Raw genomic sequence first — 23,694 nt, forward strand, 5'->3', positions numbered from 1 at the left:
CCCAAGAAGAATTGATTTCATTTTTCAATCCTAGCACGAATATTGTGAAAAATAATTCACTTTTTTAGAAAAATCTTTTAAACGGGTGATGGAGCGGGTCTTGGAAAAACCTGATCATAAATCAAATTATAAACGAAGGCATAAACCAAGAAGAATATGGCAAAGCCAGCATCCAGAAGGATCGCTTCTATAACGCCGATCTGCAGCCACCATATTATAATCAATAACCCAGCGGCAAACATTCCCGCTTCAAACAAAACAGCATGTATAACGCGCAACAAAACGGTTCTCGGAGCCAAGTTCCGAAATTTCTGATCCCACAAATCAAAGAGATAATTAAAGAGCATATTCCAGACCATTGCCAGCGCGCTCATCATAATGCCCAAGGTACCGATCTCTGCTACTGGACGGCCAAGGACCCACCCGCCGATCACCGCAACAACACTGATGGCGATCAGTTCAAACAACACTGTATGTCGCACACGGTCCCAAAATGTTCGCATTAATTTGTCTTTCTAAAAAGCTTTCTAGAAAGACATATAGAGAAATCTATCTTTCTGTCAAGATACCTGTATTGTGATTGCAAGGAGGACTTTTGTGACACATCAGATTGCTAAAATCCCGTTGGCGGACCTTATTCACCGGATGAAAGAAAACTGGCCGGAGGCAGTGACACCCGAGACGGAAGCCGTCCTTGGTATCATTCGGCTAAATGATGTTGTGCGGGAAAAATCTGACAAAATCATGGCTTCATTTGATCTGACACCCGGCGCGTTTGAGGTATTGACCACGTTGCGGGCCATGCCAGCGCCGCATCAGCTTACACCAACCGAATTATACCGATCTATTCTGATTTCTTCTGGCGGGATGACAAAAATCCTCAAAACCTTGGAAGAAAATGGTCATATCGAGAGACCTGACACTAGTGAAGACGGCAGGAGCAAGCCCGTTCGCCTGACCCCTTCAGGCGCCCACCTTGCTGAACGATCAATGGCCGCGGTTATCCAAGGGGATCAAGCCATATTGACCAAATCGCTGTCGTCTAAAGACACGGATCAACTTCGCTTGATTTTGCTGCAAACTCTGGCCAAGCTGGAATAGCGGACAGATCCCCAGTCCGTTTACAACTTGCTTTCAATACAGTCCCAGATCGTTGCTTCCAGCTTCACATCATCATATCGATTGATTTCCTGCAAACCGGTGGGCGAGGTGACATTAATTTCGGTCAAATAGTTCCCGATCACATCAATCCCGACAAAAATCTGTCCCTGCTCCTTGAGGGACGGCCCGATAATCTCGCACAATTCCTGCTCCCGTGGCGTTAATGTGGACGCAAAAGCCTGACCACCAACATGCATATTTGACCGGCTTTCCCCTGCTTCCGGTACTCGGTTAATAGCGCCGACCGGCTTGCCATCTACCAGAATAATCCGTTTATCTCCCTGCCGTACTTCCGGCAAATAACGCTGAACGATCATTGGTTCGCGGTAAAATTCGGTGAACATTTCATGGACCACTGTCAAATTTTCATCGTCCGGCTTCAGGTGAAAGACGCCTGCCCCGCCATTGCCATACAGGGGTTTTACAATGATATCCTTGTGTTCTTTCCGAAATGCCTTGATTTCCCGCAGATCAGACGAGATCAGCGTCGGGGGCAGAACCCCTTCAAATTGAGTCACGAAAATCTTCTCAGGCGCATTGCGCACACTGGCAGGGTCATTCACAACCAATGTTTGCGGGTGGATCTTTTCCAGCAAATGTGTGGCGGTAATATAGGACATATCAAACGGTGGATCCTGACGCATTAACACCACGTCCGTGTCGGCAAGGTCGATACGCTCCACATCACCGAGGGTGAAGTGATCCCCCAGTTGTTGCCGAACTTTCAAGGGGCGGGCATTCGCAATCACTCTGCCATCCAATAATGACAGATCCTGAGGCCCATAGTGGTACAGGTCGTAGCCACGCGCCTGCGCTTCCAGCGCCAGAACAAAGGTACTGTCTCCGCGGATGTCAACATCTTCAATCGGATCCATCTGGATGGCAACTGTAAGGCTCATTACTCTATTCCTATTATTATCTGCGTTGGCCCCGGTAGGCATATATTCAAGAATGTTATACAGGCTCTATTTTGTTTTTCTGCTGTCCTTCATCACAACATGATTGATAATTTTCCGAACACCGGAAATATCACGGGCATGAAGGTAAACCCGGTCCAGCTCTTTTTGATCCTGTGCAATGCCAAACAAATATACAACCCGGTTAACCGTATCAATGGCATAATTTACATGCTTAACATCCAGATCCTGAATAAGTCGCCCCTTCAGTTTTGTCGTGATCCAGCTATCACCGGCCGTTGACGAAACCGTTTCTTTATTGCTCACCTGAAGCTCGTTCAAAACCTGTTGAACACCATCCACTTGCCAGATCAGGCGCGTCGCAGTAATGCGATCCTCCTCTGTCGGAACTTCTCCCGTCACAAGAACGCGGCCTTCGATTACCGTCGTTGAAACATCAACAAACAGGCTTTCACTTTTCTGGAAAAGGGCATCAATGATCGCGACTTTTATACCTGCGTCTTTCACCGCATCTTCAACGGACCGTTCCTCCACAGCGACAAGCCCCGCTGCTGCGGCGCCCCCCACAACCACACCAAGTGGCGTGCACCCCGTCAATTGAACAAGTGCCAGGATGGCCATTCCGACAAACACAATACTCTTCATACAAACACGCCTCTATTTCTTTGAGACAAACTATATCGCCAAACAGAAAAAGATAAAGCCAGAACCTTTTCCTACCAGGCATTCTCCAGATGAACGGGGAATTTTACAAAGGATGTCACTAACAGAACGTCAAAACGGATATCCAGACGATCCATATCAGGGTGGCCGGCGATAAAGGCTTCCATCGCACGGGATATACGGCGCCTTTGTTTCGTATGAATAGAATGCAGGGCCTCTTCAACAGTGGCGCGGCTTTTAACTTCGGCGGCAACAAGCGTCTTGCCTTTACACGCTATGATATCAATTTCCCCGACCGGCCGTTTAAACCGGCGCGCCAGAATTCTATATCCCTTTAACCGAAGATAAAAAACCGCAAGACTCTCGGCAATTGCTCCTTTCAAAACGGCGAGCTGCCGTCTTCGTTTAAGCTTATTTTTAGAGACTTTCGTCATATAATCGCCCCAGTTCATTGTTTCGATAGGGTTGGACCTTAACTATTTGCTTGCCGCGTTGTACGCTGGGCCCCTATTTTAAAGACTATCAGAGTGAAGTTGTCAGGAGCAAACCCCGTGAAAGCGAGTTTACCATTACAGTGCCGTACAGGTTTAAGGCAATTGATCAACCCCCTTCTGATCGGTGCGCTTATGGCCGGAATACTCAGCGCCTGTCAGACGCTCGGTCAGGATCCTGCGACCAGTACAGAAAAAACAGAAACAACGGCTGAAACAAAGGCTACCACAGACGCGGCACAAAAAGCATCTCCTTCTGAAGCCGATATGCTCGCCGAGAAAAAACGGGCCGAAGCATTGCTCGCGGAACAACTGGCAGAAGAAATTCAACAAAACGCCCTCAACAATCAGCCCGCCTTCTCGTTGCGCCCTCCAGGCTTTTCTGACGAGGCTGGAACAATTCGGATGGCGATCCTGCTGCCCCTGACCGGCCAATACGAGAAAATCGGTAATGACCTTCTGAAAGCGGCCTATATGGCGTTGTTTGATCATGGCAATAAAAAACTTCACCTGTTGCCTTATGACACAAAAGGAACGCCTGAAGGCGCCCGCGATGCTGCCCTCAATGCTACCGGTGAAGGAGCAGAAATTATTCTGGGTCCCTTATTTTCAGGCTCTGTCCAGGCGGTCCGTCCGATTGCCGCTGCCAACAACATTAACGTTCTCGCCTTTTCAACAGATACTGCCGTTGCAGGAGACGGTGTTTACCTGATGGGCCTGACAGCCGGGCAACAAATCAACCGGATTATGGATTATTCTTACCGACAGGGCCTCGCAAGATTCGCGATCCTCGCTCCTGAATCCCCGTATGGCGATACAGTCGTTGCCTCAGTTCAGCAGGAAAGTGCGCGGCTTGGCCTTACCCTTGATCGGGTATTAAGATATCCGGCAAATCTGCAGCCGGGATCGGAAGAACTTCAGGCTATCGCAAAGGATATTGCTAACTACGACGCACGCGCCTGGCAGTTACGTCAGGAAATAAACAAACTGAAAGGAAAAACGGACGCGGCATCAAAGGCCAAGCTGAAGGAATTGTCCAAACTGGATACTATTGGCGATGTTTCCTTTGATGCATTAATCATCCCTGAAGGCGGACAACGTTTGAGAGAATTAGCCCCGCTTCTGTCTTATTATGACGTGGACCCGACGCAAGTCCAGTTCATCGGCACGGGCCTGTGGGCTGACCGGCGCCTGACAACTGAACCGGCATTGGTAGGCGGGTGGTTTGCGGCACCAGACCCGGTCAAAACTGATCAATTCCAGCAACGTTTTGCCGGTTTGTATGGCTACACACCACCGCGTATTTCCAGTTTGGCATATGACGTAACGGCGTTGTCCGGTTTGTTGGCGCTAGAAGAAAATGCTGCAAAATTCAGCCGCGAGGTTCTGGAAAACAAGGATGGTTTTTCGGGCTATAATGGCGTGTTCAGATTTTTACCTACCGGCGTCGCTGAGCGCGGGCTGGCGGTAATGATTGTCGGCCAGCAGGATCTGGAACTTCTTGAAGCCGCTCCCGCGTCTTTCGAAGCCTTGATCAACTAAGAAGATCGGCCAACACCGCGTTTAGAACGAAACGGCCTTCGTCTGTTGCTTTCAGGGCTTTTTCGTCGGCGGCCAAGAACCCGGCTTTTACAAGCTTTTCCAGGCGGTCTTTTTTGACCAGATCATAAAAGGGCTGCCCGGTAGCCGCTTCAAAATTTTCGAACCAGACCCCTTCAGACAACCGAAGGCCCATTAACAACAACTCTTCTGCTTTTTCTTCTGGCGTTTCAACCAAAAAGCTCGCCTTGGTTCCATGACGTTGTTTCTGAACAGATTGAAGCCATTTTTCAGGTTTTTTCTCCTGCTCAAACGCTGTTCGGTCTCCGCCGTGCAAAACCCGTCCATGGGCGCCGGGTCCAATACCGAGATAGGGGCCATAGCGCCAATAAGTCAGGTTATGACGGCATTCAAAACCCGGCCGTGCGTGATTGGAAATCTCATAGGCAGGTAAGCCTGCATCCGCACAAATGTCCTGCGTCCTTTCAAACATCGCTTCCGCAAGCTCGTCCTTGGGCAGGGAAAATTCACCGCGCCGAACGGAACCGGCAAAGCCTGTATTGGGCTCGATTGTCAGTTGATACAAAGACAGATGATCACCAGCCAGTTTCAACGCTTCGCGCAAATCAGCTTCCCACGCGTTCAGGGTCTGACCCGGCAGCGCATATATCAAATCAAACGAGATATTTGGAAAGACAGAGCGGGCAAGTTCAATAGTTTTCAGGGCCTCCTGAACTGAATGTTCCCGACCAAGAAACAGCAACGCGTCATCCGACAGGGACTGCACCCCCATAGACAGACGGGTTACTCCGGCTGCCCTGTACCCATGAAAGAAAGACGCTTCTGCCGATGTCGGGTTGGCTTCCAGACTAATTTCAAGATCATTGGCCACCGAAAAACGCTGTTTAACCCCCTCAATCAAGCGTGAAACGGTTTCCGGCACCATCAGGGAGGGCGTTCCACCACCAAAAAAAATGCTGGTAACCGTTTGGCGATCCGAACGGTCCGTAAACCAGTCCAGTTCCGTGAGAAGCGCATCGGCCCAAACCGCCTGATCGACAGTGTCCCTGACATGACTGTTGAAATCACAGTAAGGGCACTTCTTTCGGCAAAACGGCCAATGGAAATAAATGCCAAAGCCGGGATCTGGTCGGTTATGCCTTTGCAAAGCAGGCATCGATCAACTGCCGAAAAGCATCCGCCCGGTGATTTATCGCTAATTTGTCTTCGGGCTGCATTTCTGCAAATGTAAGGTCATGGCCTGTTGGCGTGAAAACAGGATCATAACCGAAACCATTGTCACCGCGAGGCGGCCAGTTAAAACGGCCATCGATTCGCCCTTCGAACGTTTCAGTATGGCCATCCGGCCAGGCAAGGGACAAGGCACAGAAGAACGAAGCCTTTAAATCACCAGCAGCAAATGCCCCTGTTTCATCCAGCTTTTCCTTTACCAGCGCCATCGCAACCGAGAAGTCTTTGGTCGGCCCGGCCCATCTGGCAGAATAAATACCCGGGTCACCCTTTAACGCTTCAACCGCAAAGCCGCTATCGTCACTCAGCGCAATTTCGCCAGACGCCCTTGCCGCGGCTAACGATTTTATCTCGGCATTGGCAATAAAGGTCGCCCCGTCTTCAATGGGTTCAGGCAGACCCAGTTCTCCGGCTGAAATCGGCTCAACACCATACTCCAGAAGCAAGTCCCGGATCTCCCGGACTTTCCCCATATTGTGGCTGGCAACAACCAGCTTTTTACCGGAAAACTGACGATGGCTCATTTGATACCCAAAACTTCACGTTGCATAGAACAGAGTTCTGTTACGCCACTTTTAGCCAGCGAAAACAAGGACATGAACTGAGCTTCAGAGAACGGATCTTCTTCCGCTGTACCCTGAATTTCAATAATGCGGCCATCTGAAGCCAAAACAAAATTTGCATCGGCCTGCGCATTACTATCCTCAGGATAATCCAGATCAAGGACAGGTTTACCTTTGTAAATACCGCAAGATACGGCAGCAACCTGCGCCTTCATCGGCACTTCAAGAATCTTACCGGCTTCAACCAGGCCTTCAAACGCTTGATACAAAGCAACATAAGCGCCGGTGATGGAGGCGGTTCTTGTTCCGCCGTCAGCCTGAATGACGTCACAATCCACAACAATCTGGCGCTCGCCAAAACCTTCCATGTCAACAACGGCCCGCAGGGAGCGGCCGATCAGACGTTGAATTTCAACGGTCCGGCCCTGCTGTTTTCCGCGGGCGGCCTCGCGACCCATGCGCGACCCTGTTGAACGGGGCAGCATACCATATTCAGCGGTCACCCAGCCTTTACCGGTGTTGCGCAGAAAAGGAGGCACTCGTTCTTCGATACTGGCTGTACACAGAACGTGCGTATCGCCAGCTTTGATGAAGCACGAGCCTTCGGCATTTTTGGAATATCCGGGCTCTAAAGTAATGGATCTAAGCTGGTCAGCCTGTCTACCTGATGGACGCATGTTCTATCCTCGGAAATAATAGCGGGTCAATTTGACTTTCTTGTACTCTGTCGGCCCAATTGACGCAAGGCTCTGCCATCACTACATTTCATTCAACAATCATTGATCGTGACGTGAACCCACAATCAGCATTTTTGTTCATGGAAAAGGCGAAGATGATACAGGAACTTAACGAACGTAGCAGAGAGATTTTCCGCATCATTGTGGAAACCTATGTCCAAACCGGAGAACCGGTTGGCTCGCGGACGCTCTCGCGTCTGGGAACCCTTGACCTGTCCCCGGCATCCATCCGCAATGTAATGGCGGATCTTGTGGATGCGGGCCTTCTGTATTCTCCGCATGTCTCCGCAGGGCGTCTGCCCACGCAGGCCGGAATGCAGCTTTTCGTGGATGGGTTGCTTGAAGTCGGAAACCTAACCGAATCAGAACGGGCCGATATTAAGGCCCGATGTGCCGTCGAGGGCAAAAATCTGGAAGAAGTCCTGACCGATGCGACTACAATGTTATCAGGCCTGTCCAACTGTGCCGGTCTGGTGATGGCTCCCAAAAGTGACAGCCCTGTAAAACAGATCGAATTTGTCCGTTTGGGAGTGAACAAGGCTCTGGTCATTATTGTTACGGCTGATGGCCTGGTGGAAAACCGGACCATTGAAATCCCTCCTGGACTTTCAGTGTCTGCCCTGCAGGAAGCCTCCAACTATATGAACGCCCGCTTGATGGGCCGAACACTCAGTGAGGTAAAGAGAGAAATTGCCTCGGAACTGACCAATCACCAGGCTCAACTTGATGCGCTCACGCAAAAAGTGGTTGAGTCCGGGATTGCAAGCTGGGGAGGCAAGGAAACTCTCATTGTTCGAGGACATTCGAACTTATTACAGGATGTTCATGCACTGGAAGAGTTGGAAAAAATAAAACAACTGTTTGACACCCTTGAAGCTGGCCGAGAACGGATTAAGTTGTTGGAATTGGCAGAGGGTGGCGATGGTGTGCGAATTTTTATTGGGTCCGAGAACAATCTTTTCTCGCTTTCCGGCACATCAATGATTATTTCTCCCTATCAGAACAGTCGTAACCAGGTCGTTGGCGTGGTTGGTGTGATCGGACCTACGCGGTTGAATTATGCCCGGATCATTCCAATGGTGGATTATACGGCAAAAGTTATTGGACGACTGCTGGACTAAAAAGAAGTGTAGACAGGATTGAAGCAGATGAGTGATAAAAACCCGAATTCTCAGGACAAGGATGCCCGTCCCGAAGACCAGATTGATACAGCAAATGCATCAGGTCTGGAAGAGGATCAATCAACCCTCGAGGATGCTGCTGTGGAAGCCCTAAATCAGGCCGAAGAGGCATCAGCGGAAAAAGAACTGTCCGTGGAAGAAACCCAGGCCGCAGAAATTGCGGATCTGAAGGAAAAATTGCTCCGGGCAATGGCGGAAACCGAGAATATCAGACGCCGTTCGGAAAAAGAAAAAGAAGACGCGCACAATTATGCGATCACGAAATTCGCCCGTGATATGCTGAGCGTCTCTGATAATTTAAGACGTGCGCTTGAAAGTGTGCCCGCCGAAAGCCGTGAAGACGAAGCCGTAAAGACACTGCTTACAGGCGTTGAAATGACGGACGCGGAACTGATCAGTACCTTTGGAAAGCACAAAATCGAACCTGTCGAAGCCGAAGGTCAAAAATTTGATCCAAACTTCCATCAGGCAATGTTCGAAATTGAAAATCCGGAAGTTGAACCGGGCACTGTTCTTCAGGTTGTTCAATCTGGCTACGTCATTTCCGGTCGCTTATTGCGCCCCGCTCTCGTTGGTGTCGCAAAAGGCGGTCAGAAAAAGGCCGTTAAAGTCGATCAATCTGCATAAAGTGGCGACCATTACAGACCAAGAGGCGTTGCTTTGCAGCGCCTCTTTTTATGTCTTTTTTCGGTTTCGTATACCGTCCCAGCTATAAATAATCAGTCCGATCCAAATAAAGATGAAAGCCCCGATTTGCGCGTCTGAAACCGGTTCTTTAAACACGAGAACGGCGAGAACAACATGCATGGAAGGGGCAATATACTGCATCAGCCCGACCGTCCCCAAACGCAGACGCTGGGCACCCATTGAAAACAGGATTAACGGCATCGCCGTAACGATCCCGGTGCCAAAAAACAAAAGGAAGTTGGGCAAGTCATAACTATGCGTATTGCCGTCCCCGCCCATCACCGTACCACTCATCATCAGATACACGATATATGCGGCAGAAATCGGGGCAAGCAGAGCTGTTTCCACAGCCAGACCAACCGCTGATTCAGTTGTCAGCATCTTACGCAGCAGCCCATAAAAACCAAAAGAGAATGCCAGAACCAGTGACACCCAGGGTAAAGCCCCCGCCTGCACGGTCAACCAGATCACAGCACAGGTCGCAAAAGCAACGGCCACGATCTGCCACCTGTTAAGCCGTTCTTTCAAAAACAGCATCCCCAGCACAACGCTAACCAGGGGATTGATATAATATCCCAGACTTGCCTCTAACAATCTGTCGACTGAAATCGCCCAGACGAAGGTCAGCCAGTTTATCCCGATCAGCAAGGTCGTCGCCGCAAAGACCATCAGGGTCTTTTTGTTGGTAACAGCCTCTTTCAATTGGGAAATCCGCTTCCCGACAAGAACAATCAGTCCAACGAACACCAAGGACCAGACAATTCGGTGGGCCATGATTTCTAGGGCGGGAACGTCACCGAAGCTTTTAAAATATAACGGGAAAATTCCCCAGCTGAAGAAAGCGCCAAAGGCGGCCAGCAATCCATGGGTGGTTCTTCTTTTATCGGCTGAAGACACAGCGATATCCATATTTTCAGACGATTGTTTTGACACAGAAAATCCAGTTTGCAAAAGCGAGGGATCTTTCGATTATCAAACCCCCGCATTCGCGTAAAGAAAATACGTAAAAGACTGTGAAGCCGCAAGATTATGAAGTATGCGCAAAAATTGTTCGATAAATACAGCTTGCAGGTCTAAACCACATCTTGCACTGAGCATTCAACACACCTATATACTCCATGAAAAGTAATTGTGATTAGTCCCGGGGATCATTGCGGTGCATGAATTGGTCGTAATGGTCTGCCAATTGAAAAGAGGATAAAATGGCTAAAGTAATCGGTATTGACTTAGGTACCACAAACTCCTGCATCTCTGTCATGGACGGCAAAGATGCCAAGGTGATCGAAAACTCAGAAGGCGCCCGCACCACCCCGTCTATGGTGGCGTTCACAGCTGACGGTGAAAAGCTCGTTGGTCAGGCGGCCAAACGTCAAGCGGTCACAAACCCTGAAAACACCCTGTTTGCAATCAAGCGTCTGATCGGACGTCAGTTCGATGACAAGACCACCCAAAAAGATAAGGAAATGGTTCCTTACAACATTATCAAAGCCGATAATGGGGATGCGTGGGTAGAAGCTCAGGGAGAAAAATATTCTCCAAGCCAGATCTCGGCTTTCATTCTTGGTAAAATGAAAGAAACTGCCGAAGATTATCTGGGTGAGCCCGTTAATCAGGCCGTTATTACGGTCCCTGCCTACTTTAACGATGCGCAGCGTCAGGCAACGAAAGACGCCGGTAAGATTGCCGGTCTGGAAGTGCTTCGTATTATCAACGAGCCAACAGCCGCTGCATTGGCCTATGGTATGGATAAAGCCAATCAGGTCATTGCTGTTTTTGACTTGGGCGGTGGTACGTTTGACGTCTCAATCCTTGAAATCGGCGATGGCGTTTTTGAAGTTCGCTCCACCAATGGTGATACTTTCCTCGGCGGTGAAGACTTCGACCTGAAACTTGTTGATTATCTCGCTGACGAATTCCAAAAAGAAAACGGTATTGACCTGCGGGGCGACAAGATGGCGTTGCAGCGCCTGAAAGAAGCCGCAGAAAAAGCGAAAGTTGAACTGTCCTCAAGTCAGGCAACCGATATCAACCTGCCGTTTATCACTGCGGATGCTTCAGGCCCGAAACATATGCAGCTTAAGCTGACGCGGGCCCAGTTCGAAAAACTGGTCGCGGATCTCATCAAACGGACATTGGCCCCTTGTGAAAAAGCGTTGAAAGATGCTGGCTTGCAGAAAGGCGAAATCGACGAAGTCATTCTTGTCGGTGGTATGAGCCGCATGCCGAAGGTTCAAGAAACTGTTCAGCAGTTCTTTGGTCGCGAACCTCATAAAGGTGTGAATCCGGACGAAGTTGTTGCCATGGGTGCCGCCATTCAGGCTGGTGTTCTGCAGGGTGACGTGAAAGACGTTCTTCTGCTCGACGTAACACCATTGTCCTTGGGCATCGAAACTCTTGGCGGCGTGTTTACACGCTTGATTGATCGGAATACAACAATTCCGACCAAGAAAAGCCAGACATTTTCGACTGCAGAAGACAATCAGTCAGCGGTTACCATCCGGGTTTTCCAGGGTGAACGTGAAATGGCCGCAGACAACAAAATCCTTGGCAATTTTGACCTGACTGAAATTCCATCTGCACCGCGCGGTGTGCCACAGATTGAAGTGACATTCGACATCGATGCTAATGGTATCGTGAATGTTTCTGCAAAAGATAAAGGCACCGGCAAGGAACAGAAAATTCAGATCCAGGCATCCAGTGGCCTAAGCGATGACGACATCGAACGGATGGTCAAGGAAGCAGAGGAACATGCCGCTGAAGATAAGCTTCGCAAAGAAAAAGTTGAAGTTTTGAATCAGGCTGACAGTCTCGTTCACACAACAGAAAAAACCCTTGAAGAAGTCGGCGAGTCAATCGGCGACGATGTAAAAGGTCCTGTAACTGAAGCCCTTGACGCCCTTAAGGAAGTCAAGGACGGTGACGATCTGGAAGCTACCAAAGCGAAAATGGAAGCTTTGCAGCAGGCATCCATGAAACTTGGTGAAGCAGTTTATGCACAGGCTCAGGCCGAAGGTGCTGACGCTGCTGACGCGGGCGGCGAAGGGCAGGCAACCTCCTCTTCTGCAGATGATGACGTCGTTGATGCCGACTTCGAAGAAGTCGAAGACGACAAGAAAGACAAGTAAGGTCTTGCCAGCTTGGGGATTTATCCCTGAAACTGCAGCCTTGTTCTTTAACAAACCGCCCCGGACCAGAAACGGTCCGGGGCGGCACTCAGTTAAGTAGGACCTTATGGCGAAACCCGACTATTACGAAACACTCGGTGCAGACAAAAGCGCTGACGCGGCGGCTTTAAAATCAGCCTATCGTAAAATGGCGATGAAATATCACCCGGATAAAAATCCCGGAGATGCAGAAGCCGAAGCAAAATTTAAAGAAATCAATGAAGCCTACGAAGTGCTGAAAGATGATCAAAAGCGTGCCGCTTATGATCAATATGGCCATGCCGCCTTTGAACAAGGCGGAATGGGCGGCGGCGGCTTTGGTGGCATGGGCGGCGGCGCAGGTGGTTTCTCAGATATCTTCGAAGATCTTTTCGGTGATTTCATGGGTGGCCGTCGCGGCGGCGGTGGTCAGAACCGGGGTTCCGATCTGCGCTACAATATGGAAATCTCGCTGGAAGAGGCCTATCACGGCAAACAGACAGAAATCCAGATCCCAACCTCAGTCGAATGTGATGAATGTGATGGCAGTGGAGCCGCTGAAGGGTCCTCACCCGTCAGTTGCGGTACTTGTCAGGGGCATGGCAAAGTCCGCGCCCAGCAGGGCTTCTTTACAATCGAACGAACCTGCCCAAGTTGCCATGGCCAAGGTCGCGTGATCGAAAAACCATGCGGAAAATGCCGCGGTGAAGGCGCGATCGAGAAAGAAAAAACATTATCGATCAATATTCCAGCCGGTGTTGATGATGGTAATCGCATCCGCTTGTCGGGTGAAGGCGAAGCCGGCCGTCATGGCGGTATGCCGGGCGACCTGTATATCTTCCTATCCGTGGCCGATCACAGAATTTTTCAACGCGACGGACAGAACCTGCATTGCCGCGTTCCAATTCCGATGACAACTGCGGCATTGGGTGGTGATATCGAGGTTCCGACACTGGATGGTGCGCGCGCTAAAGTAAGCATCACTGAAGGGTCGCAGTCCGGGCGCAAATACCGGTTGCGCGGCAAAGGTATGCCGATCATGAATTCCTCTGAAAGCGGGGACATGTACATCCACATCACTGTGGAGACGCCGGTTAAATTGAACAAACGTCAAAAAGAACTCCTGAAAGAGTTTGAAGCCGAAGGCGGCGGCAAACATAACCCTGAATCAGAAGGTTTCTTTTCAAGGGTTAAAGATTTTCTTGCTGATCTAAAAGACTGACGAATGACCGGCACAATAAAAACCCCTCTCGTCAGAGAGGGGTTTTTTGTGTTAGACCGCAATAATCAATGAATTTTGGGTGGTGAAATGGGCGATATGAAAATCGGAATTGTTGGATGTGCGGGGCGTATGGGCCGAATGTTGGTCAAACAGATCAGTGAAACCAGTGGCTGCACTGTCGCTGGGGGCACGGAACCAGAGACATCTCCTTTTATTGGTCAGGATATTGGTGAGCTTGCAAATATCGGTGCTTTAGGGATCTCGATTTCAACGGATACGGAACATCTGTTCGAACAGATGGATGCGGTTATCGACTTCACTGCCCCTGTTGCCACCGTCGCCCATGCAAAACTGGCTGAAAAATATGGAAAAATCCACGTCATTGGTACAACTGGGTTGACCAATGAAGAACAGGCCGAGATCACCCAGTGTGGGAATTCAGGCACCATCATACAAGGCGCGAATATGAGCCTTGGCGTTAATCTGCTCGCCCAGCTTACCAAAAAGGTTGCCGCCATTCTCGATGATGATTTCGACATAGAAATTCTTGAAATGCATCACCACCATAAAGTTGATGCCCCTTCTGGCACAGCGCTTCTTCTGGGAAAATCAGCAGCAGCCGGGCGCGGTGTCGACCATGATGCTGTTGCTGATCGTGGACGGGACGGCATTACAGGCGCGCGAAAAAAAGGGGATATCGGTTATGCTGTCTTGCGGGGCGGCAACGTGGTTGGTGATCACACGGTTTTATTTGCAGCAGAAAACGAAATAATTGAAGTGACCCACAAGGCTGGCGATCGGTCGATATTCGCCCGTGGAGCCGTCAGGGCCGCCCTTTGGGCCAAAGACAAACCAGCCGGCAATTATGACATGATGGACGTTTTGGGTCTGTCAGACTAAGGAAAGACGGCGCCATTTCGATATCGGTAGAGGGCCGCATCCAGCTCGCCCTTTACCGCATTCTTTTCGTCTTCAATCAGAAATTCCCCGATTTCAACGCGATCCTGCCGGCATAAAATATACAGTTTCTCTTTTTCAATTTCGGCACGGGCCCAATAGGCTTCAAACGATTGCCGGGTTTCTTTTCCATCCGGCGTGATGTGACGAACGCGCAAATTACCCTCTGTCAGATCAACAATCTGACATTGCCGCCCGGCCTTGTAGTTATATTTAAAGGCAAGGTAAATCAGTAAGACATCCAATCCAAAAAACCCGACGACCGGCCAGGCTCCCATGAGCAGAAACACAAATCCGGTGACAAAGCTGACACCTGCAATAAACAGCATCAAGATCAGAAACGCTTTAGGCGACAGACTGCGATGTGGATGCAGGATAACCGAAAAGTCGGCTCTCACTCCCTCTGTTCGTGCATCATTTGAGGCTGTTGTCATGGCTCACATCTTTCCGGCTACTGGATTACACCATTGCAGAGAAGGCAGGACTATGCCAATAACAATACTATGAAAAAGGCAGATATAAACGAATTTTTTCGCCGTATGAGCGAAGCCAATCCAGAACCGAAAGGTGAGTTGGATTACGTAAACCCGTTTACCCTGCTGGTTGCAGTTGTTCTTTCTGCACAGGCAACGGATGTTGGGGTCAATAAAGCAACCGGGCCGCTTTTCGCGGTTGCGGATACGCCTGAAAAAATGCTGGCTCTGGGCGAGGATACGGTCCGGGATTACATCAAATCAATCGGACTTTTTAAAACCAAGGCTAAAAATGTCATCAAACTGTGCGAAGCCCTGATCCGCGATCACCAAAGCCAAGTCCCGCAAACCCGCGAAGAACTTGAAGCCCTTGCAGGTGTTGGCCGAAAGACAGCCAATGTCGTCCTTAATATCGCGTTCGGCCAGCCCACGATAGCGGTTGATACCCATCTTTTCAGACTGGGAAACCGAACTGGTATGGCCAAAGGAAAAACCCCGTTAGAGGTTGAAAAAAAACTCGCTAAAGTCATCCCAAAAGAATATCTGCGGCACTCTCATCACTGGATGATTTTACACGGCCGATATGTCTGCAAAGCCAGAAAACCTGATTGCCCGAATTGTCTGGTTGAAGACCTGTGTTCCTTTAAAGGGAAAACCACTATCGCGTGATGTCTAGCTCAGAATTTCGGCATGCTCGCCGACTTTTTTCAGCTGACTGCCAAAACAGGCCCGAGCATCCGACAGATAGGCTTTCTTCCGATCATTCATGGCAATATGCTGTACCGTAAGTTTCCCTGTTTTCTTGTCCATTTCCGGATAGAAGATCAGATGCAGGGCACATTCACTGGTTAAATATTGCCAAACCTCTGCTGGCTTATCTTTTCGCCGAAGAGCCGGATCCCCGAAAACGGCTTTGATCTCGGAAATGCTTTTGCCCATTAAAACACTGACTTTCGGGATCTCCGGCTCAGGCTCTTCCCTGATTTGTGGGTCAGTCGCTGGTGGCGTGGCAGCCATCACTTCGGGCGTTGCGTCTCCTTTGGCTGCCGCTTCCTCTTTAGCTTTACTGACTTCTTTCGCTATTATTTGCATTTCCTTCTGCTCTTCCGTCTGCACCGCCTGCTGCGGTGTTCCGCAAGCAGTCAGCGCAAGAAAAGCAAGAGGCAAAACCCATTTTAAAAGAGACAGGATCATACCACATCAACCGCCGTTGCCGTTTTCTTGGCGGCCCGGTTTTTATAAAGATGGACCATCGCAGCCGTTGCAATGATGGGCACAATCAGATTGACGATCGGAATGGTAAGCGAAAAGGTAATCGCGACACCGATCAGGAAAAGTTCAAACCCGTCAATCTTCCGCAGTTTGTTCACTTCTGACATCTCATGATGCCGTATGGCCACTTGTTGAAAAAACTCCCGGCTTAAAAGATAGCCGTTCAACAGGTAATAAACGAACAGATTGACCACAGGAATAAGGTACAGTGGTAAGGCGACAAGATTGCATAACACAATCACCCCAAGAAATTTCACACTATCCCAGATCGAAGACCAAAGCGGAACATCCCGTGCTTTTGAATCGGACGGATAGTGTTTGGCTTCCACAGCATCGGCAATATCATCCAGGAAAATGCCTATAACCGCACTCATCACAATAGGAAAACCAAAGCCCGCAATAATAAAAGCGGCCCCCCCAGTCAGAACGGCAATCAAACCGTTCACAAAATCTGTAAAGAACCCGTCCCCTTCCATGCGCGGAATAAAATCCCCCAGTTCCATCACAGCGATCACTGTAACCGCAAATGCCAGTATGGAAACAAGAATGGATTTTATGAGAACCGACCGAAATTTCGGATCGCTCATCTGTGCAATAGCTTTACCAATAGCGTCAATCACGCGACTGCTCCCCTCCGGAATGTAAAATCATGCTGCATCATGTAGGCGTATCCGACACTCAGTGCAACGTCTTTCCTAACGATCCTGCTATTTTAAAACAGGATCAATCGGTACCAATTTAGAATATTCGTGATCAGCCTCAAAAAGCGCGGCCGCCTGCAAAACCAGATCTTCCCGGTGTGCTGGCGCCATAATCTGCAAACCAACAGGCAAACCGGACCGGGTCATTCCGCACGGCACCGAAATCACGGGACAACTTGTGTTGGTCAGCAGATATGTCATGGCGAGCCACGCGACGTAATTGTCAAACTTGACCCCTTCCACTTCCGACAAGGATCGTATTTCGTGATTGAACGGCGGCACCATTACAGTCGGCGCAATAAGCAGATCATAGGTTCCGAAAAATTCTGCTACTGCCGCATATAAAGCCCCCTGCTGACGCTGGGCCAGGCCAATATCATTGGCCGTGAGTGCAAGGCCAGCTTCAATATTCCAGATCACGTCCGGCTTCAACAGCGACCGGTTTTCTTTTAATTTTGGCGCGTGAGCGGCCGCAAATTGTGCCGCCCGCAACGTCTGAAAAATGTTATCGCCGTCTGATAGATCAAAACAGTCTTCCTCAACAGCGGTCGCATAATCTTTAAACGCCTCGGCAGCCTTTGCGCAGATCACTGCGACTTCACCATCAATCGGGCATTGCCCCAAATTTGGGCTATAGGCAACCTTGCCAAATTTCCGGGGCGCCTTGACCTTATCGAGGTAGGAGTAATCAGGTCTGGGCAGACTGATGGGATCAGCGATATGTTCACCGACCATCATATCCAGCATCAACGCTACATCCGCAACTGTACGCCCCATCGGTCCCTCAACAGACCCGACACCGAACGGCAAGGTTGAGGGGCCGTGTGCGACCCGGCCGGGAGAGGGCCGCAATCCAACGACCCCGGTAAAACTGGCAGGAATGCGCAGACTACCGCCCAGATCACTGCCTTGCGCCAACCAGACCTGACCCGCGGCTAATGCCGCAGCGGAACCACCGGATGACCCACCAGGTGTTTTTGACACATCAAACGGATTGGTCGTTGTTCCCAAAACTTCATTAAATGTTTGCGCGCCGGCTCCAAATTCCGGGGTATTTGCCTTGGCAACCACAATACCACCCCGTTCTTCCAGTCGTTTCACCATAATGTCGGAATGCGCGGCAATCTGATCAGCAAAGATCGGCGATCCCAGGGTAAATCGAACCCCTTCAACTGGCGTCAGGTCCTTGATGGCAATCGGCAACCCATGAAGCGAGGGCCCATCATCGCTGTGCCTTGCTTTTTTCTTCAAGGATTTCGCATGGTCCCGTGCCCGGTCAAAGCATTGAATGGGCAGCGCATTTACAGCGCCCTCTGTTTCACGAATACGCTGTTCACTGGCGTCAATAAGTTCCAGCGGGGTCACGTCCCCCGCTTGCAACTTCTCTACTGCTTCAACCGCAGTCATTTTTATCAGTTCATTCATGTTCTAATTGATGACAAAAATCTTGACAAAAGTACAGCCCTACCTTGCAACTGATCTTTGAAACACTATACTCCGCGCGGGCTTTACTCAAACAAGAGAGACTTCATGGCTGATTATAAATTTGATACCACCTGCATCGGAAATGCCATCGTGGACGTACTGGCGCGGATTGACGATGATTTTCTGACACAGGAGACCCTGGTCAAAAACTCTATGAATCTCATTGATGAAGCCCGGGCGGAAGACCTGTATGCTAAAATGGGAAGCGCGATTGAAATTTCAGGCGGCTCTGCAGGTAATACCGCCGCAGGTGTTGCCTCCCTCGGCGGAAAAAGCAACTATATCGGAAAAGTAAGAAATGATCAGTTAGGTGCCATTTTCGCCCATGACATTCAGGCAATGGGCGTCACATTTGAAACCGAACGCAGCACTGACGGCGCAGCAACAGCCAGAAGTTTTATTCTGGTTACACCGGACGCACACCGAACAATGAACACCTATTTAGGGGCCTGTGTCGAACTGGGTCCGGACGATATTAATCCTGCCATGATTGCGGCCTCTGAAGTGACTTACATGGAAGGGTATCTTTGGGATCCGGACGGCGGTAAAGCCGCCTTCAGAAAAGCCGCCGAGATCGCCCATGAAGCCGACAAACGGGTTTCCCTGACCTTGTCCGACAGCTTCTGCGTTGATCGGTTTCGCGGTGAATTCCAGACCTTTATCAAAGGGGGCGTCGATATCCTGTTTGCCAATGAGGATGAAATTAAATCCTTGTATCAAACAGAAGACCTGTCCGATGCAATCGCCGCTGTGCGCGACACTGTTGAAATTGCCTGCATTACCCGAAGCAACAAAGGGTCCGTTATCATTCAGGGCGACAACACATTAACCGTCGAAGCCGATACCAGTGTGGATGTGGTGGATACAACCGGGGCTGGCGACCTCTATGCCTCTGGTTTCCTTTATGGCTTTACGAACGGTTATAGCCTTGCCGACAGTGGCCGCATTGCGTCGCTTGCAGCCGCTGAAATCATCAGTCACATTGGTGCCCGCCCGGAAACCTCTTTGAAAGATCTGATTGCTCAGAAACTCTCGTAACGCCAGACGGATCAACAGAGAATTACTTGACACTCCAGACGGGACGCCTCACTCTTTTCTGCAGACCATACAGGCGGACTTATGACAGCAGAAAACGACCCGTCCATTGATATTGTTGACAAACACCGCTGGGTAAGGGCCAGTTCACTCCGATTATACAGTGGACTGGTGCTTATGGTGTTTTTATGCATGCACCTTATCAATCACTCATTGGGGCTTATCTCACTGGACGCTATGGAGGCCGGGCGTACCATCTTTGTCGCGGTCTGGCGCAATCCCTTTGGAACAGCCATTCTTTTGCTGGCAATGATGGTTCACGTGGTTCTGGTATTTGCAAAACTCCTCGCTCACCGTTCCTATAAACGCATTCCGGCAAAAGAGGTTCTGCAAATCACAATGGGGCTTGCCATTCCCCCACTCTTGGCCGGACATTTGATCGGCACCCGGATTTCTCACGAATTGATCGGCATACATGACAGCTATGCCTATGTGTTGTTCAACCTTTGGATTGCCGCCCCGGAACAAGCCGCTATGCAAACCGCGGGCACCTTGGTCGCCTGGCTCCATGGATGTCTGGGCCTGCATTTCTGGCTTCGCCTGAAACCCTGGTATGAAGACGCCTTTCCGTATCTCTATACGATTGCGATTATTCTACCGCTTCTGGCTTTGACGGGTTTTGTAAACGGGGCAAACGAAGTTGAAACGCTTCTTAGGGATCCCATCTGGAAACAGAATTTCTTTGATGCCCTTGGCATAACCGATGCGAAATACCAATGGTATCTGCAAGTCCGGGAAGTGACCTATATTGTCATCGTTGTTCTTTTGATGACGTTGCTGCTCAGCCGTATTTTCTGGTTTATTTATTTCAGGCGGGAAACCCTGGTTTCGATTACCTATCCTGATGGACGCATCGTATCCGGAGCGCCGGGGTCAACAATTTTGGAAATCAGCCAGCTTGGCAATATTCCGCATGCGTCTGTTTGCGGCGGCCGTGGTCGCTGTTCGACCTGCCGGGTCCGGGTGATTTCGGGTGAAGATACCCTGCCGCCCCCCTCTGACAAAGAACTTGCTGTTCTGAAACGTGTTGGTGCAGCAGAGGGAACCCGCCTTGCCTGCCAGATTCAAGCGGTTTCCAATCTATCGGTCGCCCCCTTGCTACCAGCCAAGGCAACTGCCCGTCATTCTTTTTCTAGGCCGCGATATTTACAAGGGGAGGAGAAGGAAATCGCGATCCTGTTCGCAGACCTTCGATCCTTTACGAAATTTTCTGAACATAAACTCCCCTATGACGTGGTCTTTGTGATCAATCAGTATTTCCGTCATATGGGCGAAGCCATCGAACGATCCGGCGGACATCTGGATAAGTTTATCGGCGACGGCGTGATGGCGTTATTTGGGTTGGAAGACAAACCGGATATCGCCGCCCGAAAAGCCCTAAGCGCGGCGAAAGAAATGGCCGTCGAACTTGATCTGATGAACAAAAGCCTGAAATCTGATCTAAACGAACCTTTGCAGATTGGCATTGGCGTCCATATTGGATCTGTGATTGTTGGAGAAATGGGATATGGAAAAGCCACATCCATCACCGCTATCGGTGATGCGGTGAATACGGCCAGCCGCCTTGAAAACATGAATAAAGAATATGGCAGTCAGTTGATATTCTCAGAAAAAACGGCGCTCACAGCGGGTTTTGAGGGCAATTCGTCGCGCGAAAAAGTAATGATCCGGGGCCGAAACGAACCGCTGGGCATTCACATCATTAAAGACGCTATGACCCTGCAAATCGACAAAGGCTAACGCGAGAACACCCTGAATAACAACCGATCAGTCGTCGGTGCGCATTGCCTTTTCATCCAGTCCGGACAAGCCTTCCCGCGCGACCAGTTTTGCATATATTTCTGATGGCGCAACGCCGGCATCCGCCCACAAGACACACATGTGATAAAACAAATCAGCACTTTCCGAAATAATCTCGTCACGGTTCTTCTGCACCGCGGCAAGAGCAAGCTCCACACCTTCTTCACCAACCTTTTGAGCGATTTTTGCGGTCCCTTTCGCATACAGCCGGGCCGTATACGAACTGGTGGGATCCGCATCTTTTCGCTCGGCCACTGTCTCAAACAGCCGATCCAGTATATCTGCCTTATATGTCATAACGCCCCTCACAGCCTGACGGCAACGCCTGCCTTTTGCATCGCTTCTTTAGCTTCTTGAATAGAATATTCGCCGAAGTGAAAAATCGAAGCGGCCAGCACCGCTGTTGCGTGCCCTTCCAAAATCCCTTCCGCAAGGTGATCAAGTGTTCCAACGCCGCCCGACGCAATCACAGGAATTGTGACAGCATCAGCTACCGCACGGGTCAATGGGATATTAAAGCCTTCGCGGGTACCATCCCGATCCATTGAGGTCAGCAAAATTTCACCCGCACCATACTCGGCCATTTGTTGCGCCCACTTAACCGCATCGATGCCTGTTGGTTCCCGCCCGCCATGGGTGAAAATTTCAAATTTACCCGGGGCCGTCTGCTTGGCATCCACGGCAACAACGATACATTGATTACCGAATTTTTGCGCGGCTTCACGAACAAATTCAGGATTATGAACGGCCGCCGTATTGATGGAAACCTTGTCTGCCCCCGCAAGCAATAGCTTGCGAACATCGTCAACGGTTCGTACGCCCCCGCCCACAGTCAGCGGCATAAAACACTGCTCGGCCGTGCGACTTACGACATCATAAATGGTTTCGCGGTTATCAGAACTGGCTGTAATATCCAGAAAACAGAGCTCATCTGCCCCTTGTTCATCATACACTCGGGCTTGTTCAACAGGATCACCAGCGTCAATCAGGTCAACAAAATTGACCCCCTTAACTACCCGCCCGTCCTTTACATCCAAGCAGGGTATAACCCGGGATTTAAGCATTTGACAGCTCCACCATTTTGAGGGCTTCAGCCGGATCAATCCGACCGTCATACAGCGCCCGACCAATAATCACCCCTTCGATACCACTGGACTGCACTGCCAGCAGATTTCGAATATCGTCAATAGAGGCCACGCCGCCTGAGGCGATCACTGGAATGGAGATCGCCTCGGCCAACGCGGCTGTTGCCTCCACATTGACACCCTGCAAGGCACCGTCCCGGTCAATATCCGTATAAATAATGGCTTCAACACCCGCATCTTCAAACTTCCGCGCCAAATCCAACGCGGATGTTTCGCTTGTTTCAGCCCACCCTTCAACGGCGACCATACTATCACGGGCGTCGATCCCCACTGCAATATGCCCCGGAAAGGCCTTACAGGCATCTTTCACGATCTGTGGATCACGTAACGCAATTGTCCCTAAAATCACGCGACTAATGCCTTTGTCCAACCACATTTCGATTGTTGCCAGATCCCGAATTCCGCCGCCCAGCTGGGCAGGGACATCTGTTGCTTTCAGGATATTTTCAACCGCCAACGCATTGACCGGTTTGCCTTCGAAGGCACCGTTCAGATCGACAAGATGGATGCGCTTGAAACCCGCCTGCCGAAAGGCTGCTGCCTGATCTGCCGGGTTTTCATTAAACACTGTCGCCGCCGCCATTTCACCGCGCAACAAACGCACACAATTACCATCCTTCAGATCAATCGCCGGATATAAGTTCATGTTGACGCCTCCTCCTGAAGGTCTTTCATATAGTAAAAGCCATCCACGAACTTCTCTCCGTTCCAGGCATATTTTTCTTTTGTCGCCCACCGCTTGAAGCCACTGCTTTCAATCAGGGAAATAGCCGCTTTCTGTGTTTCACGCACATCAACTTCAAGGATCTTGAAGCCCTGCTTGGCGGCGGACTGCTCTATCACGGCCAACAGTCCGATGGCCAGACCATGCCCCCGCGCGTAAGGCGCTATAAAAAAGGTAGAAATCTGCGCAATATGCGCACTGGCTTCATTGTTGGGAAACGGCTTAACAAGCTGGCCTGAGCCAACGATGCAGCCCTCCAGACGTGCGCAATACACTTCACGGACCGGAATAGTGACAACACCTTTCCAGAAGGCTTCCTGAACGGACCGTTGAGGCGGGGTTAGCCAACCAAACCCATTACCATCCACAATCGCCTGGTTGGAAGCATCACACAGGTCATCCATGTCTGCAGCATTCAGTTCCGTCATCAGTTCGATAACCGGCTGTTGGATAATTCTGTTATTGCTGTCGGGCATCCAAATATCCT

General features: G+C 50.1%; 26 protein-coding genes. 10 read left to right on the plus strand and 16 right to left on the minus strand.

Annotation, left to right across the window (positions count from 1 at the left end):
- Window positions 1-77: 77 nt before the first annotated feature.
- Window positions 78-503 carry a PACE efflux transporter gene (locus tag OIR97_RS17490; RefSeq protein ID WP_169543495.1) on the minus strand — a complete coding sequence of 142 codons (426 nt, stop codon included), beginning with the start codon at window positions 501-503 and terminating at the stop codon, window positions 78-80.
- A gap of 94 nt (window positions 504-597) precedes the next feature.
- On the opposite strand from OIR97_RS17490, the gene OIR97_RS17495 reads away from it, so the two are divergent.
- Entirely contained in the window at window positions 598-1,101 is a 504-nt protein-coding gene (locus OIR97_RS17495) for a MarR family winged helix-turn-helix transcriptional regulator (protein ID WP_169543496.1), read from the plus strand.
- Window positions 1,102-1,121: 20 nt separating this feature from the next.
- Here OIR97_RS17495 and gshB read toward each other — a convergent pair whose 3' ends face one another.
- The 3 genes from gshB to OIR97_RS17510 form a co-directional block, all read right to left on the minus strand.
- Window positions 1,122-2,060 (minus strand): glutathione synthase, encoded by a 939-nt coding sequence (gshB, locus tag OIR97_RS17500; protein ID WP_169543497.1) that lies wholly within the window; start codon window positions 2,058-2,060, stop codon window positions 1,122-1,124.
- A 66-nt stretch (window positions 2,061-2,126) separates the two neighbouring features.
- Complete coding sequence (locus OIR97_RS17505) at window positions 2,127-2,723, minus strand: BON domain-containing protein (protein WP_169543498.1); 597 nt, start codon at window positions 2,721-2,723, stop codon at window positions 2,127-2,129.
- Window positions 2,724-2,794: 71 nt separating this feature from the next.
- Window positions 2,795-3,175, minus strand: a complete 381-nt coding sequence (locus OIR97_RS17510) for a YraN family protein (RefSeq protein ID WP_169543499.1) — start codon at window positions 3,173-3,175, stop codon at window positions 2,795-2,797.
- Window positions 3,176-3,292: 117 nt separating this feature from the next.
- On the opposite strand from OIR97_RS17510, the gene OIR97_RS17515 reads away from it, so the two are divergent.
- On the plus strand, window positions 3,293-4,774 hold the full coding sequence (locus OIR97_RS17515) for a penicillin-binding protein activator (protein WP_169543500.1): 1,482 nt from the start codon (window positions 3,293-3,295) through the stop codon (window positions 4,772-4,774).
- On the opposite strand, the gene hemW is transcribed toward OIR97_RS17515, so the two are convergent.
- From hemW to rph, 3 genes are read right to left on the minus strand one after another with little or no spacing between them, the layout of a single operon-like run.
- A complete protein-coding gene (hemW, locus tag OIR97_RS17520) occupies window positions 4,767-5,948 on the minus strand; it encodes a radical SAM family heme chaperone HemW (RefSeq protein ID WP_169543501.1) in 1,182 nt (393 codons plus the stop codon). The two genes, OIR97_RS17515 and hemW, sit on opposite strands and share 8 nt — an antisense overlap.
- On the minus strand, window positions 5,926-6,546 hold the full coding sequence (gene rdgB, locus OIR97_RS17525) for an RdgB/HAM1 family non-canonical purine NTP pyrophosphatase (protein WP_169543502.1): 621 nt from the start codon (window positions 6,544-6,546) through the stop codon (window positions 5,926-5,928). The genes hemW and rdgB overlap by 23 nt, the downstream gene beginning before the upstream one ends.
- Window positions 6,543-7,262: a ribonuclease PH gene (gene rph, locus OIR97_RS17530; protein ID WP_169543503.1), complete on the minus strand. Its 720-nt coding sequence runs from the start codon at window positions 7,260-7,262 to the stop codon at window positions 6,543-6,545. Before rph ends, rdgB begins: the two co-directional genes overlap by 4 nt.
- A 155-nt stretch (window positions 7,263-7,417) precedes the next feature.
- Between rph and hrcA the strand changes: the two genes are divergently transcribed.
- Window positions 7,418-8,443 carry a heat-inducible transcriptional repressor HrcA gene (hrcA, locus tag OIR97_RS17535; protein WP_169543504.1) on the plus strand — a complete coding sequence of 342 codons (1,026 nt, stop codon included), beginning with the start codon at window positions 7,418-7,420 and terminating at the stop codon, window positions 8,441-8,443.
- 27 nt (window positions 8,444-8,470) lie between these two features.
- Window positions 8,471-9,130, plus strand: a complete 660-nt coding sequence (gene grpE, locus OIR97_RS17540; protein WP_169543505.1) for a nucleotide exchange factor GrpE — start codon at window positions 8,471-8,473, stop codon at window positions 9,128-9,130.
- 48 nt (window positions 9,131-9,178) lie between these two features.
- Here the strand turns inward: grpE and rarD are convergent, their stop codons facing one another.
- Window positions 9,179-10,123, minus strand: a complete 945-nt coding sequence (rarD, locus tag OIR97_RS17545) for an EamA family transporter RarD (protein WP_169543506.1) — start codon at window positions 10,121-10,123, stop codon at window positions 9,179-9,181.
- A 269-nt stretch (window positions 10,124-10,392) separates the two neighbouring features.
- On the opposite strand from rarD, the gene dnaK reads away from it, so the two are divergent.
- From dnaK to dapB, 3 genes are all read left to right on the plus strand, one after another.
- Window positions 10,393-12,315, plus strand: a complete 1,923-nt coding sequence (gene dnaK / locus OIR97_RS17550; RefSeq protein WP_169543507.1) for a molecular chaperone DnaK — start codon at window positions 10,393-10,395, stop codon at window positions 12,313-12,315.
- A 106-nt stretch (window positions 12,316-12,421) separates the two neighbouring features.
- Window positions 12,422-13,555 (plus strand): molecular chaperone DnaJ, encoded by a 1,134-nt coding sequence (gene dnaJ, locus OIR97_RS17555; protein ID WP_169543508.1) that lies wholly within the window; start codon window positions 12,422-12,424, stop codon window positions 13,553-13,555.
- 96 nt (window positions 13,556-13,651) lie between these two features.
- Window positions 13,652-14,455, plus strand: a complete 804-nt coding sequence (gene dapB, locus OIR97_RS17560; protein WP_169544333.1) for a 4-hydroxy-tetrahydrodipicolinate reductase — start codon at window positions 13,652-13,654, stop codon at window positions 14,453-14,455.
- On the opposite strand, the gene OIR97_RS17565 is transcribed toward dapB, so the two are convergent.
- The gene (locus OIR97_RS17565) at window positions 14,452-14,946 is read right to left on the minus strand and encodes a DUF2244 domain-containing protein (protein WP_169543509.1); all 495 of its coding nucleotides are present in this window, start codon (window positions 14,944-14,946) and stop codon (window positions 14,452-14,454) included. The two genes, dapB and OIR97_RS17565, sit on opposite strands and share 4 nt — an antisense overlap.
- 69 nt (window positions 14,947-15,015) lie before the next feature.
- On the opposite strand from OIR97_RS17565, the gene nth reads away from it, so the two are divergent.
- Window positions 15,016-15,654, plus strand: a complete 639-nt coding sequence (nth, locus tag OIR97_RS17570) for an endonuclease III (protein WP_169544334.1) — start codon at window positions 15,016-15,018, stop codon at window positions 15,652-15,654.
- Between the two features lie 3 nt (window positions 15,655-15,657).
- Here nth and OIR97_RS17575 read toward each other — a convergent pair whose 3' ends face one another.
- The 3 genes from OIR97_RS17575 to OIR97_RS17585 form a co-directional block, all read right to left on the minus strand.
- Entirely contained in the window at window positions 15,658-16,179 is a 522-nt protein-coding gene (locus tag OIR97_RS17575) for a hypothetical protein (protein ID WP_169543510.1), read from the minus strand.
- Entirely contained in the window at window positions 16,176-16,877 is a 702-nt protein-coding gene (locus OIR97_RS17580) for an EI24 domain-containing protein (RefSeq protein ID WP_169543511.1), read from the minus strand. Before OIR97_RS17580 ends, OIR97_RS17575 begins: the two co-directional genes overlap by 4 nt.
- Window positions 16,878-16,964: 87 nt before the next feature.
- The gene (locus tag OIR97_RS17585) at window positions 16,965-18,365 is read right to left on the minus strand and encodes an amidase (protein ID WP_219821589.1); all 1,401 of its coding nucleotides are present in this window, start codon (window positions 18,363-18,365) and stop codon (window positions 16,965-16,967) included.
- Window positions 18,366-18,488: 123 nt separating this feature from the next.
- Between OIR97_RS17585 and OIR97_RS17590 the strand changes: the two genes are divergently transcribed.
- Both OIR97_RS17590 and OIR97_RS17595 read left to right on the plus strand, forming a co-directional pair.
- A complete protein-coding gene (locus OIR97_RS17590) occupies window positions 18,489-19,481 on the plus strand; it encodes an adenosine kinase (RefSeq protein WP_169543513.1) in 993 nt (330 codons plus the stop codon).
- Between the two features lie 81 nt (window positions 19,482-19,562).
- Window positions 19,563-21,278, plus strand: coding sequence for an adenylate/guanylate cyclase domain-containing protein (locus OIR97_RS17595; RefSeq protein ID WP_169543514.1), 1,716 nt, complete (start codon window positions 19,563-19,565; stop codon window positions 21,276-21,278).
- A gap of 27 nt (window positions 21,279-21,305) precedes the next feature.
- Here the strand turns inward: OIR97_RS17595 and OIR97_RS17600 are convergent, their stop codons facing one another.
- From OIR97_RS17600 to OIR97_RS17615, 4 genes are read right to left on the minus strand one after another with little or no spacing between them, the layout of a single operon-like run.
- Window positions 21,306-21,635: a phosphoribosyl-ATP diphosphatase gene (locus OIR97_RS17600; RefSeq protein ID WP_169543515.1), complete on the minus strand. Its 330-nt coding sequence runs from the start codon at window positions 21,633-21,635 to the stop codon at window positions 21,306-21,308.
- 8 nt (window positions 21,636-21,643) lie between these two features.
- Window positions 21,644-22,402 carry an imidazole glycerol phosphate synthase subunit HisF gene (hisF, locus tag OIR97_RS17605; protein ID WP_169543516.1) on the minus strand — a complete coding sequence of 253 codons (759 nt, stop codon included), beginning with the start codon at window positions 22,400-22,402 and terminating at the stop codon, window positions 21,644-21,646.
- On the minus strand, window positions 22,395-23,129 hold the full coding sequence (hisA, locus tag OIR97_RS17610; protein ID WP_169543517.1) for a 1-(5-phosphoribosyl)-5-[(5-phosphoribosylamino)methylideneamino]imidazole-4-carboxamide isomerase: 735 nt from the start codon (window positions 23,127-23,129) through the stop codon (window positions 22,395-22,397). The genes hisF and hisA overlap by 8 nt, the downstream gene beginning before the upstream one ends.
- Entirely contained in the window at window positions 23,126-23,683 is a 558-nt protein-coding gene (locus tag OIR97_RS17615; protein ID WP_219821590.1) for a GNAT family N-acetyltransferase, read from the minus strand. The genes hisA and OIR97_RS17615 overlap by 4 nt, the downstream gene beginning before the upstream one ends.
- Window positions 23,684-23,694: the final 11 nt, after the last annotated feature.

Source organism: Sneathiella aquimaris (assembly GCF_026409565.1).
Taxonomy (GTDB): Bacteria; Pseudomonadota; Alphaproteobacteria; order Sneathiellales; family Sneathiellaceae; genus Sneathiella; species Sneathiella aquimaris.